The organism is Erwinia sp. LJJL01, from assembly GCF_047300805.2.
GTDB lineage: Bacteria > Pseudomonadota > Gammaproteobacteria > Enterobacterales > Enterobacteriaceae > Erwinia > Erwinia aphidicola.
In genome coordinates, this window is record NZ_CP178576.1 from 2,745,420 (window position 1) to 2,763,149 (window position 17,730).

At 59.6% G+C, this 17,730-nt stretch carries 12 protein-coding genes; 3 read left to right on the forward strand and 9 right to left on the reverse strand.

Going from position 1 to position 17,730, the window contains the following annotated elements:
- Nucleotides 1-40: 40 nt before the first annotated feature.
- Nucleotides 41-2,416 carry an LPS assembly protein LptD gene (gene lptD, locus ACLI4M_RS13575; RefSeq protein ID WP_133624552.1) on the reverse strand — a complete coding sequence of 792 codons (2,376 nt, stop codon included), beginning with the start codon at nucleotides 2,414-2,416 and terminating at the stop codon, nucleotides 41-43.
- A 147-nt stretch (nucleotides 2,417-2,563) separates the two neighbouring features.
- On the opposite strand from lptD, the gene djlA reads away from it, so the two are divergent.
- Complete coding sequence (gene djlA, locus ACLI4M_RS13580) at nucleotides 2,564-3,388, forward strand: co-chaperone DjlA (protein WP_048914814.1); 825 nt, start codon at nucleotides 2,564-2,566, stop codon at nucleotides 3,386-3,388.
- Nucleotides 3,389-3,481: 93 nt separating this feature from the next.
- Here djlA and rluA read toward each other — a convergent pair whose 3' ends face one another.
- The 3 genes from rluA to polB form a co-directional block, all read right to left on the reverse strand.
- On the reverse strand, nucleotides 3,482-4,135 hold the full coding sequence (gene rluA / locus ACLI4M_RS13585) for a bifunctional tRNA pseudouridine(32) synthase/23S rRNA pseudouridine(746) synthase RluA (protein WP_133625121.1): 654 nt from the start codon (nucleotides 4,133-4,135) through the stop codon (nucleotides 3,482-3,484).
- Between the two features lie 6 nt (nucleotides 4,136-4,141).
- Nucleotides 4,142-7,048: an RNA polymerase-associated protein RapA gene (gene rapA / locus ACLI4M_RS13590; RefSeq protein ID WP_048914816.1), complete on the reverse strand. Its 2,907-nt coding sequence runs from the start codon at nucleotides 7,046-7,048 to the stop codon at nucleotides 4,142-4,144.
- Between the two features lie 140 nt (nucleotides 7,049-7,188).
- A complete protein-coding gene (gene polB, locus ACLI4M_RS13595) occupies nucleotides 7,189-9,552 on the reverse strand; it encodes a DNA polymerase II (protein WP_133624549.1) in 2,364 nt (787 codons plus the stop codon).
- A 159-nt stretch (nucleotides 9,553-9,711) separates the two neighbouring features.
- Between polB and ACLI4M_RS13600 the strand changes: the two genes are divergently transcribed.
- On the forward strand, nucleotides 9,712-10,473 hold the full coding sequence (locus tag ACLI4M_RS13600) for a DedA family protein (protein WP_133624547.1): 762 nt from the start codon (nucleotides 9,712-9,714) through the stop codon (nucleotides 10,471-10,473).
- On the opposite strand, the gene thiQ is transcribed toward ACLI4M_RS13600, so the two are convergent.
- The 4 genes from thiQ to sgrR all read right to left on the reverse strand — a co-directional run bounded on the left by thiQ (nucleotide 10,453) and on the right by sgrR (nucleotide 15,602).
- Nucleotides 10,453-11,166, reverse strand: a complete 714-nt coding sequence (gene thiQ / locus ACLI4M_RS13605) for a thiamine ABC transporter ATP-binding protein ThiQ (protein WP_133624545.1) — start codon at nucleotides 11,164-11,166, stop codon at nucleotides 10,453-10,455. The genes ACLI4M_RS13600 and thiQ overlap by 21 nt on opposite strands.
- Nucleotides 11,150-12,760, reverse strand: coding sequence for a thiamine/thiamine pyrophosphate ABC transporter permease ThiP (thiP, locus tag ACLI4M_RS13610; RefSeq protein ID WP_133624543.1), 1,611 nt, complete (start codon nucleotides 12,758-12,760; stop codon nucleotides 11,150-11,152). The genes thiQ and thiP overlap by 17 nt, the downstream gene beginning before the upstream one ends.
- Nucleotides 12,736-13,722 (reverse strand): thiamine ABC transporter substrate binding subunit, encoded by a 987-nt coding sequence (gene thiB / locus ACLI4M_RS13615; RefSeq protein WP_099753880.1) that lies wholly within the window; start codon nucleotides 13,720-13,722, stop codon nucleotides 12,736-12,738. The genes thiP and thiB overlap by 25 nt, the downstream gene beginning before the upstream one ends.
- 218 nt (nucleotides 13,723-13,940) lie before the next feature.
- A complete protein-coding gene (gene sgrR / locus ACLI4M_RS13620) occupies nucleotides 13,941-15,602 on the reverse strand; it encodes an HTH-type transcriptional regulator SgrR (protein ID WP_133624541.1) in 1,662 nt (553 codons plus the stop codon).
- A gap of 249 nt (nucleotides 15,603-15,851) precedes the next feature.
- Between sgrR and ACLI4M_RS13625 the strand changes: the two genes are divergently transcribed.
- Entirely contained in the window at nucleotides 15,852-17,036 is a 1,185-nt protein-coding gene (locus tag ACLI4M_RS13625) for an MFS transporter (RefSeq protein WP_133624539.1), read from the forward strand.
- Nucleotides 17,037-17,121: 85 nt separating this feature from the next.
- Here ACLI4M_RS13625 and leuD read toward each other — a convergent pair whose 3' ends face one another.
- Nucleotides 17,122-17,727: a 3-isopropylmalate dehydratase small subunit gene (leuD, locus tag ACLI4M_RS13630; RefSeq protein WP_048914824.1), complete on the reverse strand. Its 606-nt coding sequence runs from the start codon at nucleotides 17,725-17,727 to the stop codon at nucleotides 17,122-17,124.
- Nucleotides 17,728-17,730: the final 3 nt, after the last annotated feature.

Genomic DNA, 17,730 nt, shown 5'->3' on the forward strand with positions numbered 1-17,730 from the left:
TCTATCCGCACTGCGGGTTGGCATACCAAACATTACAACATCAGAAAGCGCGCTGATAAGGCAGGATGCCCTGACGCAGCATTTGACCGGTGCCTAAGCCATAACTCGGGCTGAGACCACGCAGTTCAATGTTGAACGAGATTTTGTTGTCGTACTTACTGTTGTCGTTTTCCCAACCGTTGATTTTGCGCTCGTAGCCAAGGCGGACCGCATAGCAGCAGGAGCTGTACTGCACGCCCAGTAGCTGGTCAGCAGCCTGGTTAGCTTTGGTATCGTAATACCAGGCACCCACCACGGACCACGCATCGGCGATTGGCCAGCTGGCGGTTGCACCCACCTGTGAAATCTCCTGCTGCCACAGCGGGTTGTTATACCCGGTAAGCGTCTGCTGGACATATTCTTTGCTGGTATAACGGTAGTTCAGCTGCACCATACGGTCCGCATCACGGCGATATTCCAGCACGGCGTTGCCCTGCGAAACATCATTCAAACGGGTGTCATACTGCACTCCGCCGCGTGCTGCCCAGCGGTCGCTGATCTTCCAGTAGCTGTCACCTGCCCAAATCAGGCTGCCGCGATCGTCTTCACCAACGGTGTTCACTCCGGTACGAGACGGGGTGAACGAGTAGATTTGACCAATGGAAGCGTTAAAACGTTCAACCAGATCGTTATCAAAAATTCGCGTGGTCACGCCGGTGCTGACCTGGTTGTTCGACGCAATGCGATCCAGGCCGCTGTAGGTGCGGTCGCGGAACAGGCCGGTGTAGTCACTCTGCAGCAGCGTGGAGTCATAGGCACGAATGTCGCTCTGGTCGCGATACGGCGTGTAAAGGTACTGCACGCGCGGTTCCAGCGTCTGGGTGTAACCCGGTGACCAGTCCATGTCGCGGTCGAAGACCATCTTGCCGTCAACCTTGAACTGCGGCATGACGCGGTTAACCGTGCCCTTGAGCTGGTTATCAGCGCTGCTGCTCAGCGAGTTGTAATACTCAATGTCATCCTGCTGATAGTGGGTCGCCAGCAGTTTGGCTTCGGTATTCAGGCTGCCCCAGCCGTTCGACATCGGCAGATCCAGCGTTGGCTCCAGGTGCAGACGCGTGGCATCCGGCAGCCTTTGGTTCACGTTGGTAAACTTCACCGCCTGCGCGTAAACGTGAGTATCGAACGGGCCAACATCATTCTGGTACCAGTTCATATCGAGCTGAGGTTCAGCGCGATAGACATCGTTGTTCGCATTGGTTGAGAAGATCTGGAACTGCTTGGTCGACAGCGTGGCATCCCAGTTGGTATCGGCGTAGCCAATGCTGAACTTCTGCGTCACATAGCCGTCGGTAGTCGATCCATAAACCGAGTCGAGATCGGTAAAGTAGTAGGGATCGCTGACTTTGGTGTAGTCAGCGCTGAAGCGCCAGTGCTGATCGTAGACACCGGCATGGCGCCAGTAGAACAGCCAGCGGTTCGAGTCTTCATCCGTCGGATGCTTATCTTCATAGGTGCGGTCAGAGCCGAGGTAGTCGAACTGCAACAGACCGGCACCGGCGGTGGTCAGGTAGCGGAACTCATTCTGCCACTGCATGCCGCGGCGGCTGATATAGTGCGGCGTAATGGTGGCATCGGCCTGCGGCGCGATGTTCCAGTAGTACGGCAGCATAAACTCGAAGCCGCTGTTACTACCGTATTTAGCATTAGGGATCAGGAAACCTGAACGGCGCTTATCCCCGACCGGCAGCTGCAGGTACGGGCTGTAAAACACCGGCACCGGGCCGAGTTTGAAGCGGGCGTTCCAGATTTCGACCAGCTGCTCGTCGCTATCGTGGATCACTTCTGAACCCGCCACGCTCCAGCTGTTCTGGCCCGGCAGGCAGGAGGTAAAGGTGCCGTTTTCCAGAATGGTGTAGCGGTTATCGTCGCGCAGCTTCATCTGGTCTGCCTTACCACGGCCCTGACGTCCCACCATCTGGTAGTCGCCGTTCCAGACGTTGGTGTCTTTAGTATCCAGATTCGACCAGGCTTTCGGACCTTTCAGGATGACCTGATTGTCGTCATAGTGCACATTACCCAGTGCATCAACCGTGCGGGTCGGGGTAGTTTGTCCGCTGAGCATCCTTTGATGCAGCTGAACTTCGTCGGACTGCAGGCGACTGTTGCCCTGACGAATGTCGACATTGCCGGTAAAGACCGCATCATCGGGATAGTTGCCTTTGGCTTTATCCGCGTCAATGGTGACCGGCAGTTCGTTGGTTTTACCCTGTACTAAAGGACGGTCGTAACTGGGCACCCCAAGCATACATTGAGATGCGAGGTCATCGGCCAGGCCCTGCTGGCTGTAAAGCGCTGAACCGATTAGGGTGGCCAGCAACGTAGGTAGTCTTTTTTTCATACGCGGTATCGAGAATTCCGTGATCACTGGCATCATGCCGACAAACGGTCAGAGACTAACTTACTCAACTGCGTTGCGCTAGTCTTTATCCTGGTTGTTTGACCGCGTACCAATAGGCTATGGGATAAATGACAGGTATGATAATGCAATTTTTAGCCTTCAGCATGGCGAATTGAGGAGTATATGCGCTATTGGGGAAAAGTATTGGGTCTTGTGCTGGGATTATTGTCCGGTGCAGGCTTTTGGGGCGTCGTTTTTGGCCTGTTGGCCGGCCATTTGATTGATAAAGCGCGTGCGCCAAATCGACAGGGCTATTTTGCTAACCAGCAGACGCGGCAAATGCTGTTTTTCCGCACCACGTTCCAGGTGATGGGCCATTTAACCAAATCCAAAGGGCGGGTGACGGACGCGGATATCCAGATGGCAACGCTGCTGATGGACCGCATGCAGCTGCATGGCGAAGCGCGCACCTCGGCACAGCGCGCGTTCCGTGAAGGCAAAGAGGGCGATTATCCGCTGCGCGATAAACTGCGTGAGCTGCGCAGCGCCTGCTTTGGCCGTTTCGATCTGATTCGCATGTTCCTGGAAATTCAGATTCAGGCGGCCTTTGCCGACGGTTCACTGCACCCTAACGAACGCCAGGTGCTGTATGTGATTGCCGAAGAGCTGGGCATATCCCGCACCCAGTTCGATCAGTTTCTGCGCATGATGGAGAGCGGCCAGCAGTTTGGCGGCGGCTATCAGGGCGGCGGTGGCTCTTCGCAGGGCGGCTTTGCCGGTGCACGGCGTGGTCCCACGCTGGAGGACGCCTGCAGCGTGCTTGGGGTAAAAAGCAGCGACGATGGCACTACCATCAAGCGCGCCTATCGCAAGCTGATGAGCGAGCATCACCCGGATAAGCTGGTGGCGAAAGGGTTACCGCCGCAGATGATGGAGATGGCGAAGCAGAAAGCGCAGGAGATTCAGTCAGCGTATGACCTGATCAAGCGCGAGAAGGGATTTAAATAAGGCTGAAAAAAGGGCGGACCGAAAAATAACGTCCGCCCCTACCGTAGGGGCCGATCATCTGTTCCGATCGGCCCGTATCACTGGGTCAATAAATTAAAACTCCGCCGGCTGCCGGAACGTCATTGGCGTGCCGTACTGCGGGTGGCTGATGCTCAGGCTTTCGGCATGCAGCTGCAGCCGGGGTGCCATCGCTTTCGCCGCGTCGTGCGCGTAAAAGTTATCGCCGAGGATCGGGTGGCCGAGCGCCAGCATATGCACGCGCAGCTGGTGGGAACGCCCGGTAATTGGCTTCAGCTGTACGCGCGCGCTGTTATCACTGGCGTAGTCCAGCACCTGATACTCCGTCTGCGCCGACTTACCCGTATCAAAACAGACCTTCTGCTTTGGCCGGTTCGGCCAGTCACAGATCAGCGGTAAATCGACCAGCCCTTTCTCCGGCTGCGGATGGCCCCAGACGCGCGCCACGTAAGTTTTCTGCGGCTCGCGCTCGCGGAACTGCCGTTTCAGCTCGCGCTCGGCGGCTTTGGTTAGCGCCACCACCATCACGCCGCTGGTGGCCATATCCAGCCGGTGCACCGACTCCGCCGCCGGGTAATCACGCTGGACGCGGGTCATGATGCTGTCCTTGTGATCGTCCAGGCGGCCGGGAACCGACAGCAGCCCGCTGGGTTTATTGACCACCATGATGTGCTCATCCTGATACAGGATATGCAGCCACGGCTCCAGCGGCGGATTGTAGGGTGCCATCATCATTTACTGGTGCGTCACAACAATCAGACGCAGCGCATCAAGACGCCAGCCTGCTTCATCAAGATTGGCCAGCACCTGCTCGCGGTTGCTTTCCAGCGCGTCAATCTCATCCTGACGGATGTTAGGATTGACCGCGCTCAGCGCCTGCAGGCGTGACAGCTCGGCGCTCAGCTTTTCATTAGCTTCCACGCGTGCTGCATCAATCACTTTACGCGCTTCCAGCGCGGCCGGCTCTTCTGACAGCTTAATGATCTCATGTACGTCCTGTTGCACCGCATTGACCAGCTTGCTGCCGGTGTGGCGGTTAACCGCATTCAGCTGGCGGTTGAAGCTTTCAAACTCCACTTTGGCCGCCAGGTTGGTGCCTTTGCGGTCTACCAGCATGCGGATAGGCGTTGGCGGCAGGAAGCGGGTCAGCTGCAGGTGCTTCGGCGCCTGAGCTTCCACCACGTAGATCAGCTCCAGCAGCAGCGTGCCGACCGGCAGGGCTTTGTTCTTCAGCAGCGACAGCGCGCAGCTACCGGTGTCGCCGGAGAGGATCAGATCCAGCCCGTTACGGATGATCGGGTGCTCCCAGCTGACGTACTGCGCATCTTCACGCGACAGCGCCTGGTTGCGGTCAAAGGTGATGGTGCAGCCATCTTCCGGCAGACCCGGGAAGTCCGGCACCAGCATATGGTCGCCCGGCGTCAGGATGATCAGGTTATCGCTGCGATCTTCCTGATTAATACCGACGATATCGAACAGGTTGAGGGCAAAGTTGACCAGCTCAATATCGTTATCCTGCTCGGAGATCAGGTTAGCCAGCGCCTGGGCTTTTTCGCCGCCGTTGGAGTTCAGCTCCAGCAGACGGTCACGGCCCTGTTCCAGCTGGGCTTTCAGGCCGTCGTGCTGCTTGCGGCACTGGCGGATAAACTCATCCAGCCCTTCCGGGTTCTCCGGCGCGGCGAGATACTCAATCAGCTGGCTGTAGGCGCTGTCATACACGGTACGGCCGGTCGGGCAGGTGTGCTCGAATGCATCCAGCCCTTCGTGATACCACTGCACCAGCACCGACTGTGCGGTTCTTTCCAGATAAGGCACGTGGATCTGAATATCGTGCGCCTGACCGATACGGTCGAGACGGCCAATACGCTGCTCCAGCAGGTCCGGGTTAAACGGCAGGTCGAACATCACCATCTGGCTGGCGAACTGGAAGTTTCGCCCTTCAGAGCCGATTTCAGAACAGAGCAGCACCTGCGCGCCATCCTCTTCCGAGGCGAACCAGGCCGCCGCGCGATCGCGTTCAATAATTGACAGCCCTTCATGGAATACGGCGGCACGAATACCTTCGCGCTCGCGCAGGACCTGCTCCAGCTGCAGTGCTGTGGCGGCTTTAGCGCAGATCACCAGCACTTTTTTATCGCGGTTGCTGGTGAGGAAGCCCATCAGCCACTCAACGCGCGGGTCGAAGTTCCACCAGGTGCCGCTGTCGCCTTCAAATTCCTGATAAATCTGCTCCGGGTAGAGCATGTCGCGGGCGCGTTCGTCGGCTGACTTACGCGCGCCCATAATGCCGGAGACTTTGATTGCCGTCTGATACTGCGTCGGCAGCGGCAGACGGATCTGATGCAGTTCGCGTTTCGGGAAGCCTTTGACGCCGTTACGCGTGTTGCGGAACAGCACGCGGCTGGTGCCGTGACGGTCCATCAGCATGCTAATCAGCTCCTGGCGCGCTTCCAGCTTGCCTTCGCGATCGCTGTTGGCGGTTTGCAGCAGCGGTTCGATATCCTGCTCGCCCATCAGGTCATTCAGCAGGTTCAGCTCATCGTTGCCGATGGTTTTATCGGCCAGCAGCAGAGAGACCGCGTCGGCAATCGGGCGGAAGTGCTTCTGCTCTTCCACAAATTGCGCAAAGTCGTGGAAGCGATTCGGGTCCAGCAGGCGCAGGCGGGCGAAGTGGCTCTCCATTCCCAGCTGTTCCGGGGTGGCGGTCAGCAGCAGGATGCCGGGGATCTGCTCGGCGAGCTGTTCGATCACCTGATATTCGCGGCTTGGTGCCTCTTCGGACCACACCAGGTGATGAGCTTCATCCACCACCATCAGGTCCCATTCGGCATCGGCCAGTTTTTCCAGGCGCTGTTTGTTGCGGCGCACAAAGTCGAGCGAACAGATAATCATCTGCTCGGTTTCAAATGGGTTATCGCTGTCGAGCTGCGCCTGAGCGTAGCGGTCATCGTCGAACAGCGCAAAGCGCAGGTTAAAGCGGCGCAGCATTTCCACCAGCCACTGATGCTGCAGCGTTTCCGGTACCACGATCAGAATACGCTCGGCACGACCGGCCAGCAGCTGCTGGTGGATGATCATCCCGGCTTCGATGGTTTTACCCAGGCCTACTTCATCGGCCAGCAGCACGCGCGGCGCGTGGCGGCGGCCAACATCGTGCGCGATATGCAACTGGTGCGGGATCAGGCTGGTGCGCATGCCGCGCAGGCCGCTGGTGGCAAGGCGATATTGCTCACTCTGATATTTACGCGCGCGAAAGCGCAGCGCGAAGCGGTCCATGCGGTCCAGCTGGCCGGCAAACAGGCGGTCCTGAGGTTTACCGAACACCAGCTTGCTGTCGAGCATTACCTCGCGCAGCACCACATCGCTTTCCTCAGTATCAAGGCGGGTGCCGACGTAGCTGACGACGCCGTTGACCGTGTTGACTTCGGTAACTTCCATCTCCCAGCCTTCGTGACTGGTAATGGTGTCGCCCGGGTTGAACACCACGCGGGTGATCGGAGAATCATTTCTGGCGTAGAGACGGTTTTCGCCCGTAGCAGGAAAGAGCAGGGTGACCATGCGTGTATCGACGGCAACCACAGTTCCCAATCCCAGTTCGCTTTCCGTATCGCTTATCCAGCGTTGACCAAGTGTAAAAGGCATAAATATTCGGCTCGATTCTCGTCTGGTGTGTTTCAGGTGTTAGCATTCCGCCCGGCGATAATAAGGCCCGGCAGTGAATTCAATCTGAGTGAAAACAGGAAGGGCGCTATGGTACTGGAAGGCTGCCCGTTCGTCACCTGTCAAAAAAGCCCCATTTGTCCGGTCACCAGTGTAGCAAAGTCATCATGCATGAAGGGCAGAATGCCATCGGCCACCGGCTGCAGCTGGCGCTCAAGGTAGTGATCGTAGTCCAGCGGCGTAATGCGCGCTTCCAGCGGTTCCGGTCCGCTGGTGGCAATCACATAGCGGATCTTGCCGCCGTTCTGATACAGCAGCGGGCGGCCAAGCTTTTGATTCTGCTCATCGGCGATGCGCGCAGCGCGCACGTGCGGCGGCACGTTGCGCTGATATTCCCCCAGCGGGCGGCGCAGGCGCTTGCTATAGGTGAGCTGATCGTCCAGCTCGCCATCCAGCAGCTGGCGCACGGTTTCGCGAATGTAGTCCTGATAGGGCTGGCCGGTGAAAATTTTCAGGTACAGCTCCTGCTGGAACTTCTGCGCCAGCGGCGTCCAGTCGGTACGTACCGTTTCCAGCCCTTTAAATACCATGCGCTGATTTTCACCCTTGCGGATCAGGCCCGCATAACGTTTTTTACTGCCCTGTTCGGCGCCGCGAATGGTCGGCATTAAAAAGCGGCTGAAGTGGGTTTCATACTCCAGCTCCAGCGCACTCTCGACGCCGTACTCCGCCTGCAGATGCTGTTGCCACCAGCGGTTCACTTTCTCCACCAGCTGATGACCGATTTCAGCGGCGCGGGTTTCGTCGTGCGCCGATTTTAGCCAGACGAAGGTGGAGTCGGTATCACCATAAATCACGTCATAGCCTTCGGCCTCAATCAGCTCGCGCGTCTGGCGCATGATGTCATGGCCGCGCATGGTAATTGACGAGGCCAGCCGCGGGTCGAAGAAGCGGCAGGCGCTGGTGCCGAGCACGCCATAAAAGGCGTTCATGATAATTTTCAGCGCCTGCGACAGCGGCTTGTTACCCTGTTTTTTTGCCGCTTCGCGCCCCTGCCAGATCTGGTTAACGATCTCCGGCAGGCAGTGGGTGGTGCGCGAAAAGCGGGCGCCCAGGTAGCCGCCAACGGAATCGGCCTCGTCAGGGTGCGCCATTCCTTCCACCAGCCCGACCGGGTCAATCAGGAAGGTGCGGATAATCGACGGATACAGGCTTTTATAATCCAGCACCAGCACCGAATCATACAGGCCGGGGCGTGAGTCCATCACGTAGCCGCCGGGGCTGGCCTGCGGGGCGACTTCACCCATATTTGGCGCGACAAATCCGGCGCGATGCATGCGCGGCAGGTAAAGATGGCTGAACGCCGCCACCGATCCGCCGTGACGATCGACCGCCAGGCCATTGACGGAGGCGCGCTCCAGCAGGAATGGCATCAGCTCGGTGTGCTGGAAGATGCGCGTTACCAGCTCGCAGTCTTTCAGGTTATAAAGCGCCAGCGCGGGCTTGTCCTCGGCGAAGCGCTGGTTGATCTCCTCCATGCGCTGCCACGGATTATTGATCGCTTTCCCTTCGCCGAGCAGCTCGCGCGATACCGCTTCCAGACTGAAAGAGTCAAAGTTCCAGAAGGCGGACTTCAGCGCTTCAATACCGTCTATTATCAGCCGCCCGCTGGCCTGGGCGAAGAAGACGCCGGGCTTAAACCCGTGCTCGCGCCACTCAAGCGCGCCGTTGTGTCCGCGCCCAAGCTGAAGAGGAATGCCGTAGCGGTCGGCGTGCTTTTGCAGCACGCGCAGGTCGAACTGCACCACGTTCCAGCCAATCAGCACGTCGGGGTCATGGCGGGCAAACCAGGCATTGAGTTTTTCCAGCAGCTGCGGGCGGGTATCAACGTACTCAAGGTTGAAGTTCAGCTGGCTGGCATCGCCGTTTTCCGGGCCGAGCATATAGACATCACGCTGGCCGCAGCCCTCCAGCCCGATGCAATAAAGCTCGCCGTGGCGGGTGGTCTCGATATCCAGCGACACCCACTTTAGCGGTGGGCGATAGTCGGGGTGGGGTTTCAGCCGGGTATTGACCAGGCGATCGCCGGAAGGCTGACCGCTGAACCACACCGGGGCGGTGATAAAGCGCTCCATCAGATAGCGCTCGGGCGGGCGCACGTCGGCCTCATACACGGCGATGCCGTTTTCGCGCAGCAGCTTTTCCAGCTTCTGCAGCTGACGGTTTTGCTTGCAGTAGAGGCCGACCACCGGGCGCTGGCGGAAATCCTTCAGCTCAAGCGCGGCAAAGCGCCAGTGCCGCTCACCAGCCAGTAAGGCCGCGGCATCCGCCTGCTGCTCTGCGGGGATAAACGCCACGGACTCCTGCGGCGGTAACACCACCTGCTGTGGCCCGCTGTCGGTTGCCAGCCACAGCACCACCTCACTGCCGGCGGGCGTATCGCGCCAGTGGCGGCTTAACAGGAATCCTGCACGTGCGTCGTTCACCCAAATTCTCCTGCATCATAATTCATCAATGATAGCATGTTTATTTATACAGTGATTGTGTTGTTCACTCGCCGCCATACGTTCCCATACAAATCAGGCCTTGACGCTTTCCAGCTGCCTCTGGAGAATCCAGGGTTCTTCTTACCGTTTTGGAATGATATGGAAGCCTGGCTGCAACATTTAATTACCCAATCACTGGCCTGGTCGCTACTGGCGATCGGCCTGGTGACTTTCTTTGAATCGTTGGCGCTGGTCGGGCTGCTGCTGCCGGGAACGGTGTTAATGGCTTCCTTTGGCGCGCTGATCGGCAGCGGGCAGATTGGGCTCTATCCTGCGTGGGCGGTGGGGACGATAGGTTGCCTGCTCGGTGACTGGATCTCCTATTTTATCGGCTGGCAGTTTAAAGGGCCGCTGCACCGCTGGTCGTTTATCAAAAAACACCAGAAGCTGATGGATAAAACCGAACATGCGCTGCACGCGCACAGCATGTTTACCATTATCGTCGGGCGCTTTGTCGGGCCTACGCGGCCGCTGATCCCGCTGGTGGCAGGGATGCTGGAGCTGCCGGTGCGCAAATTTATTCCGCCGAACCTGATTGGCTGCATTCTGTGGCCGCCGCTCTATCTGCTGCCGGGGATCCTGGCGGGCGTGGCGATTGACGTGCCGAAAGACGCCAGCAGCGGGATGTTTAAGTGGCTGCTGCTCGGCGTGGCGCTGCTGGTGTGGTTCGGCTGCTGGCTGTGCTGGCGCTGGCTGCGGGCGAAAAAGCAGAACGACTGGGCCACGCCGTTTCTGCCGGTTGCGCGCCTGCGCTGGTTAGCGCCGCTGGTGGCGGTGCTGGCGATAGCCAGCTTTACCGCGATTCAGTTCCACCCGATGATGCCGATTTTCCGCCATCTGTTATGGGAGGTGTTTTTCTAAAGTCACCCCGAGTACCGCCGCCTCCGGCACGGCACCGCGCTGCAACAGCGCGGTGCTGCCATCCCAGTAAACCCTTCCGTCAACGATCAGCAGGCTGCGCGGTGCGATGGTCGCGGCATCTTCAATGCTGTGCGACACCATCAGCAGCGTGATATTGCGCTCGGCACAGACCTCATCCACCAGCGCCAGCATCTCTTTACGCAGGGCCGGATCGAGGGCGGAGAACGGCTCGTCGAGCAGCAGGATCGGCTGTTGTCTCACCAGGCAGCGGGCGAGGGCCGCACGCTGGCGCTGGCCGCCGGAGAGCTGATGCGGCAGGCGCTGTAGCTCATCCGTCAGCCCGACGCGCTGGGCGATGTTCTGTAACTCATGCTTGTGCTGGTGGCTGAGCTTCAGCCCGGGGTGCAGGCCAAGGCCAATATTCTGCGCCACCGTCAGGTGCGGAAACAGGTTGTTCTCCTGAAACAGCATCGACACCGGGCGCTGCGCCGGAGGCGTCGCACGATGATCGCAGCCGTTTAGCCGCAGATCGCCGCCGCTGATCGGCAGAAAGCCGGCCAGCAGGCTCAGCAGGGTGCTTTTGCCCGCGCCGCTCGGGCCGAGGATCGCCAGCCGCTCGCCCGCCTGCGCGCTGAAGGTGAAGCGCATCGGCAGGTGGTTGTACAGATAGGTGAGATTAGTCAGGCTTAACATGGCGCCCCGGCAGTTTTTCAATCACGGTGAACAGCAGGAAGCAGAGCAGCAGCAGCAGCAGGGCCGTTACTGCGCCGTCGCTGCTGCGGTACGAACCTATCTGCTGATAGAGGTAGAACGGCAGCGTGCGGAAGTGCTCGTTGCCAAACAGCGCCACCGCGCCGAAATCCCCAATCGACAGTACGCAGGCAAAGGCCAGCGCCTGCGCCAGCGGGCGTTTCAGGGCGCGTAGCTCAATCAGCCGCAGGCGGTTCCAGCCGCGAATATCCAGCGATAAGCAGAGGCGGTTGTAGCGCTCGGCGATGTCGCGCAGCGGGTTTTCCAGCACCTTCATGGCATAGGGCACCGCCATCAGCGCATTGGTGAAAATAACGATGCCGTCCGCGGAGTCCGGTAGCCCGACGCTCTGGTTGAGCAGCAGGAAAAAGCCGGTCGCCAGGACAATACCGGGCATGGCGAGGATCAGCATGCCGCTTAGCTCCAGCGCCTGGCTCCACAGCCAATGCTGACGCAGGCGCAGTTCGCGGCTGCTCCACAGCAGCATCACCGTCAGCAGCACGCTCAACAGCCCGGCCCCGAGGGCGATGCGCAGCGAGGTAAACGTCGCCTGCCACAGCGCGGTCTGCTGCAATACGCCGCTAAAGCCCTGATTGAGCCCGTCAGCGACCACCGCCAGCAGCGGTGGCAGGATCAGCAGCAGCGCCAGCGCGATCAGCACGCCGTCAAGCAGGCGTGCGCGCCAGCTGTCCTGCGGATTACGCCAGCCGCCCAGGCTGTCGCTGCCCGCCGGAATCGCCTTGCTCAGACGCTGGCTCAGCACGACCAGCCCCAGGCAGCAGACCATCTGCAATAGCGCCAGCAGAGCGGCGCGGCCCGGGTCGTAGTCAAAGCTCAGCGCCTGAAAAATCGCCAGCTCGATGGTGGTGGCCTGCGGTCCGCCGCCAAGCGACAGCACCGTCGCGAAGCTGGCGAAACAGAGCATAAAGATCAGCGCGCCTGCCGGCAGGATCTGCCGCCGCAGCCACGGCCATTCGACAAGGCAAAAATGCGCCCAGCCGCCCAGGCCCAGCTGGGCAGCAAGCTGGCGCTGTTCGCCGGGGATCTGCTGCAAGGCCTGCAACAGCAGGCGCGTGGCCAGCGGCAGATTAAAGAAGACGTGCGCCAGCAGGATGCCCTGCAGGCCGTAAGGCGTGAACGAATAGTGGATGCCGAGCAGGGCGCAGAGCTGCGCCAGCCAGCCGCTGCGGCCATAGACGCTGAGAATGCCAAACACGGCGACCAGCACCGGCAGCACCATCGTCATGGCGCACAGCCGCAGCAGGGTGGCGCGCCCGGGAAAGCGGCGGCGATACAGCGCCCGCGCCAGCAGAATCGCCGGTAACACCGACAGCAGCGCCGACAGCAGCGCCTGGCCGAAGGAGAAGCGCAGCACGTGCCACAGATAGCTGTCATGCCAGAGTGCGCGCCAGTCGGTTGCGGGTGCATTCTGCCACAGGGCAAAAAACGCCAGCAGCGCCACGCCGATCAGCAGCAGTGCGGCAATCGCGCCGGGCAGCAGCCAGCCGGGGATTACTGGCTGACGGCGCGTTGCCATGCACTAATCCAGCTGCTGCGCTGGCTCGCTACGTCCCCGGCGCTGTACTGCAAAGAGGTGGCGGGCACGGTCAGGGTGTCGAAACCGGCAGGCAGGGTGGTTTTGATCGCCGGGTACATCCAGTTGCCGGTGGCGATAGTGTCCTGGAAGGCAGGCGTCAGAATGAACTGCATAAACTGCTGTGCCAGTTCAGGCTGCTTGCTGGCCTTCAGCTGCCCGGCCACCTCTACCTGTAGATAGTGGCCTTCGCTGAAGTTAGCGGCGGCGTACTGGTCTTTCTTCTCGGCAATCAGGTGATAAGCCGGGGAGGTGGTGTAACTCAGCACCATATCGCTCTCCCCTTTCAGAAACAGGCCATAGGCTTCGCTCCAGCCTTTGGTGACGGTGACGGTTTTCTTCGCCAGCTTCTGCCACGCCTGCGGGCTGTCAGCGCCGAACACTTTCTGCATCCACAGCAGCAGGCCGAGTCCCGGCGTGCTGGTGCGCGGATCCTGGTAAATGATCTTCAGCGGTCGGTCGCTCTCCACCAGCTCTTTCAGGCTTTTTGGCGGATTTTGCAGTTTGGTTTTATCATAAACGAAGGCGAACCAGCCGTAATCGAACGGCACGAAGGTGCTGTTGTGCCAGCCGCCCGGCACCGTGCTGCCGTGGGTGTCGACAGTGGCCGGGGCAAACAGCCCGGTCTTTTCGGCGGCATCCAGCAGGTTGTTATCCAGCCCCAGCACCACGTCGGCCTTGCTGTTTTTGCCTTCCATGCGCAGCCGGTTGAGCAGCGATACGCCATCCTCCAGCGCCACGTATTTCAGCTCGCAGTTGCACTGCGCTTCGAACGCTTTTTTTATCGCCGGGCCGGGGCCCCAGTCGGCGGAGAAAGAGTCATAGGTGTAAACCGTCAGGGTCTCTTTCGCCGCGAAGGCAGGCAGGGAAAACAGCACCAGCAGAGGCAGTATTCTTTTCAACACGTGGCGTTCCTTGAGTGGGGTGGGCCGCTAATCGCGGCTTAGAACCTATCCCATTAGGCTATTTTACTTGCCATTTTGAACCTGGGCAGTGCTCAAAATCCTCACGTACTGCGTGTACGCTCCGGTTTTTCCGCGCTGTCCGTGTCCAAACTGCCTGCGACAATAACGCCTACTGGAAAGGTTCATATTCTAAATGCTTCATCTTAGTTACGAAAGCGTCATGATTCCGGCGGCGCGAACCAGGCAGACTTGAAGTCAAACCAGCCGAGGGTGTTCATGCGTACGCCGCGCATACTGCGCTGCCCGTGCAGCAGCAGCCAGTGGTGGAACAGCGGATGCAGGAAGTTGCTCTCAATCAGCTGCTTGCTCCAGTCGGCGAGCGGCAGCTTCTGCTGGCGCCACTGCTCCGCATCGCTTTCCCAGTCGATCGGCACGCAGTGGTGCATCAGCGGGATCTCATACAGCAGGGCAAACAGCGAGAACTCCAGCGGCAGGGTAAAGTTGGCGCTGCCGAGCCAGATATCGCTTTCGGCTTCGCCGCGATACCAGCTCTCATAGTCGATCTCCTGAGTGATGAGCTCGACGCCGTGCGCGGCCAGGATTGGCCCGAGCGCGTTGGCGATGCCCTGGTGCTCAATGTGGTCGCTATACCAGGTGATGGTCAGCGAAGTCAGCCCCGGCGGCTTCCCGGCAATCGCCATATCGCGCCGGTGGTGCCAGCGCGGCAGCAGGCCGTAGGCCGGGAACCAGTAGCGCTGATAGGCGATGCCGCTGTGGTTAAGCAGCGCGATCGGGTTGAAGATGGTGCTGATCCAGCGGCGCAGCTGCTCGTTGCGGCCGTGTGCGGAGCGCTGGTCAAACATCAGGAAGTAGCAGCCCTCCTCAAGGCGGCTCTCCTCTGATTTCTCATCGGTATTTTCGCTTTGCAGCTTCACGCCGGAGTAGACCAGCTCGTCGCTGATCTCAGGCAGCACCCAGATGTTGACCTCGTCAATCAGCGCCCGGTAGCCAAAGTAGTCGTCAAACGCCGAGATGCGCAGCTGGCTGTGCTGGTTGCGCTCGACCGCGTAGGCTCCGGTGCCCACCGGCTGGCGGGCAAAGTTGCGCATGTGCGGCCACTCCTTTGGCAGGATCATCGCGCTGACGCTGCCCAGCAGCCAGGGTAGCCAGGCATCAGGGTGGCTGAGATGGATATCCAGCGTCCAGGGCGTATGGCTTTCAATCTGCGCGAAGTGGCTGAACAGCTGCTGCTGTTTCAGGCGCTCCAGGGTGGCGATGACATCGTCCATCTCCAGCTCGCGGCCGTGGTGGAAATGAATCGCCGGGCGCAGAAAGAAGCGCCAGTGCAGCGGGGCGATCTGCTGCCAGTGGTGGGCAATGTCCGGCTCGATTTCCCCGTTTTCCTCATTTATCCGCGCCAGCCCGTTAAAGATCTGGCGGGCGAGGTGGGTTTCGGAGCGGCGCAGCGGCGTGCCGGGCAGCAGATTGAGCAGCGGGCGGTAGTAGAGCACGCGCAGGATATGTTTCCCCTGGCGGAAGCTGCGCCCGAGGTGCGACAGCAGCATCTGGCGCACGCGGTTTTTGTCGCCGACCAGCTGCACCAGCTGATCGATGCGGTCCTGCTCCAGCAGGTCCTCCGCCCGCTGCTGCTGCAGGGCCAGCCCGGTGTAGCGGAAGGTCAGGCGTGAGCGCTTACCGCGCCCGGCTTCCGCCTGCCACTCCAGCCAGCCCTGATCCTGCATGGCGTTCAGCAGGTTGCGCATATGGCGGCGTGAACAGCTGAGCTGGACCGCCAGATCGCTCAGCGTGGTTTCCTGTGACTGACCCTCGCAGCACTGCCAGAGCCGGATAAACTGCTGCTGCAAACGCGGTGAAGACATAAAAGGGGAACCCTGTGTTAAAAGCCGTCTGTTTTTGCTGCCCTATATTACGGTGATAATGCTGGCAGATGAAAGAGTGGGAGGCATTCTTCGGAATGGCACTTGATCATCCAGACCCCGCTGGGGTCATTCTGAGTATGGTGCTTTTCACCGGCCAGCTGGCGTCTACGCCGCTGGCTTTTTTCATGCTTTCTCTTCTAAGCTATTGGTTTAGCACTCTCTCCATTTTTGCAGGTCGAGGCACCCGTAATGAAATCGCTCCTTCGCAATCGCCGTATTCATCCGGTGTACCTGGCTTTTATGGCTGTCTCATTTATGGTCGGCGTCGCCGGGGCGCTCCAGGCACCGACGCTGAGCCTGTTCCTCAGCCGTGAAGTCGCAGTGCGGCCGTTCTGGGTCGGGCTGTTTTATACGGTGAATGCGGTGGCGGGGATTGTGGTCAGCCTGCTGCTGGCGAAGCGCTCCGACAATCGCGGCGACCGGCGCATGCTGATCCTGTTCTGCTGCGTGATGGCGGTGGCGAACGCGCTGCTGTTTGCCTTCAACCGCCACTATCTGACGCTGATCACCGCCGGGGTGCTGCTGTCGGCGATTGCCAGCGTGGCGATGCCGCAGATATTTGCCCTGGCGCGGGAATATGCCGACAGCTCGGCGCGTGAGGCGGTGATGTTCAGCTCGGTGATGCGTGCCCAGCTGTCGCTGGCGTGGGTGATTGGCCCGCCGCTGTCGTTTGCTATTGCCCTGAATTATGGCTTTACCACCATGTTTATCGTTGCCGCAGCGCTGTTCGTTGCCTGCGTGGCGCTGGTGTGGTTTACCCTGCCGTCGGTGCCGCGTGCGGAGAGTAGCGGGGCAGTTCCTATCACCGAGATGAGCGCCTGGAAAAGTGCGGACGTGCGCATGCTGTTTATCGCCTCGGTGATCATGTGGACCTGCAATACCATGTATATCATTGATATGCCGCTGTATATCAGCGGCGTGCTGGGGCTGCCGGAGAAACTGGCCGGGCTGCTGATGGGCACCGCGGCCGGGCTGGAGATCCCGGTAATGCTGCTGGCCGGGCACTCTGTGAAACGCTTTGGTAAACGCACCATGATGCTATTGGCGATCGGCTGCGGCGTGCTGTTTTATCTCGGGCTGGTGCTGTTTCACAGCCGCACGGCGCTGATGATACTGCAGCTGTTTAATGCGGTGTTTATCGGCATTATTGCCGGGATTGGCATGATCTGGTTCCAGGATTTAATGCCTGGGCGCCCCGGCGCGGCCACCACGCTGTTTACCAACAGTATTTCGACCGGGGTCATTCTGGCGGGGGTGCTGCAGGGGGCGCTGGCGGAGACCTTCGGGCATGACGCGGTTTACTGGCTGGCGTTGCTGCTGGCGATAGTGTCGTTTGCGCTGTCGTGGCGGGTGCGGGAGAAAAGAGCGGAGTGATAGATAGGGGTCGACCGGAAAAAAAGGTCGAACCCTACCGTATTTGTAGCGGCTGACCCTCTTTTTCGGTCAGCCCGCCGCCGCATCAACGCAAAAACGCGGGTTGTTTCTGTTCCCAGGCGCTGATATCGGCATCGTGCTGCAACGTCAGGCCAATGGAGTCCAGACCGTTGATCAGGCAGTGGCGGCGGAAGCTGTCGATCTCAAACGGCCAGGCTTTATCCCCGACCAGCACCTGCTGATTGACCAGATCAACGGTAAAACGCATGCCCGGCTCAGCGGCGACCATCCGGAACATCTCATCCACTTCTGCTTCACTCAGCGTCACCAGCAGCAGCTGATTATTGAACGAGTTATTAGCAAAGATATCGGCAAAGCCGGAGCCAATAATCGCCTGGATGCCATAATCGGTCAGCGCCCAAGGTGCATGTTCACGCGAGGAGCCGCAGCCGAAGTTTTCACGGGTCAGCATAATGCTGGCACCGCTGAACGCCGGCTGGTTAAGGATAAAGTCCGGGTTAGGGATTTGCCCCTCAGCGTCGCTGTAGCGCCAGTCATAAAACAGATTGCGGCCAAAACCGGTGCGCGTCACCATCTGCAAAAACTGCTTGGGGATAATCGCATCGGTGTCGACGTTGGCTGCATCCAGCGGCACCACGATACCGCTGTGTTGGGTAAATTTTTTCGCCATAAT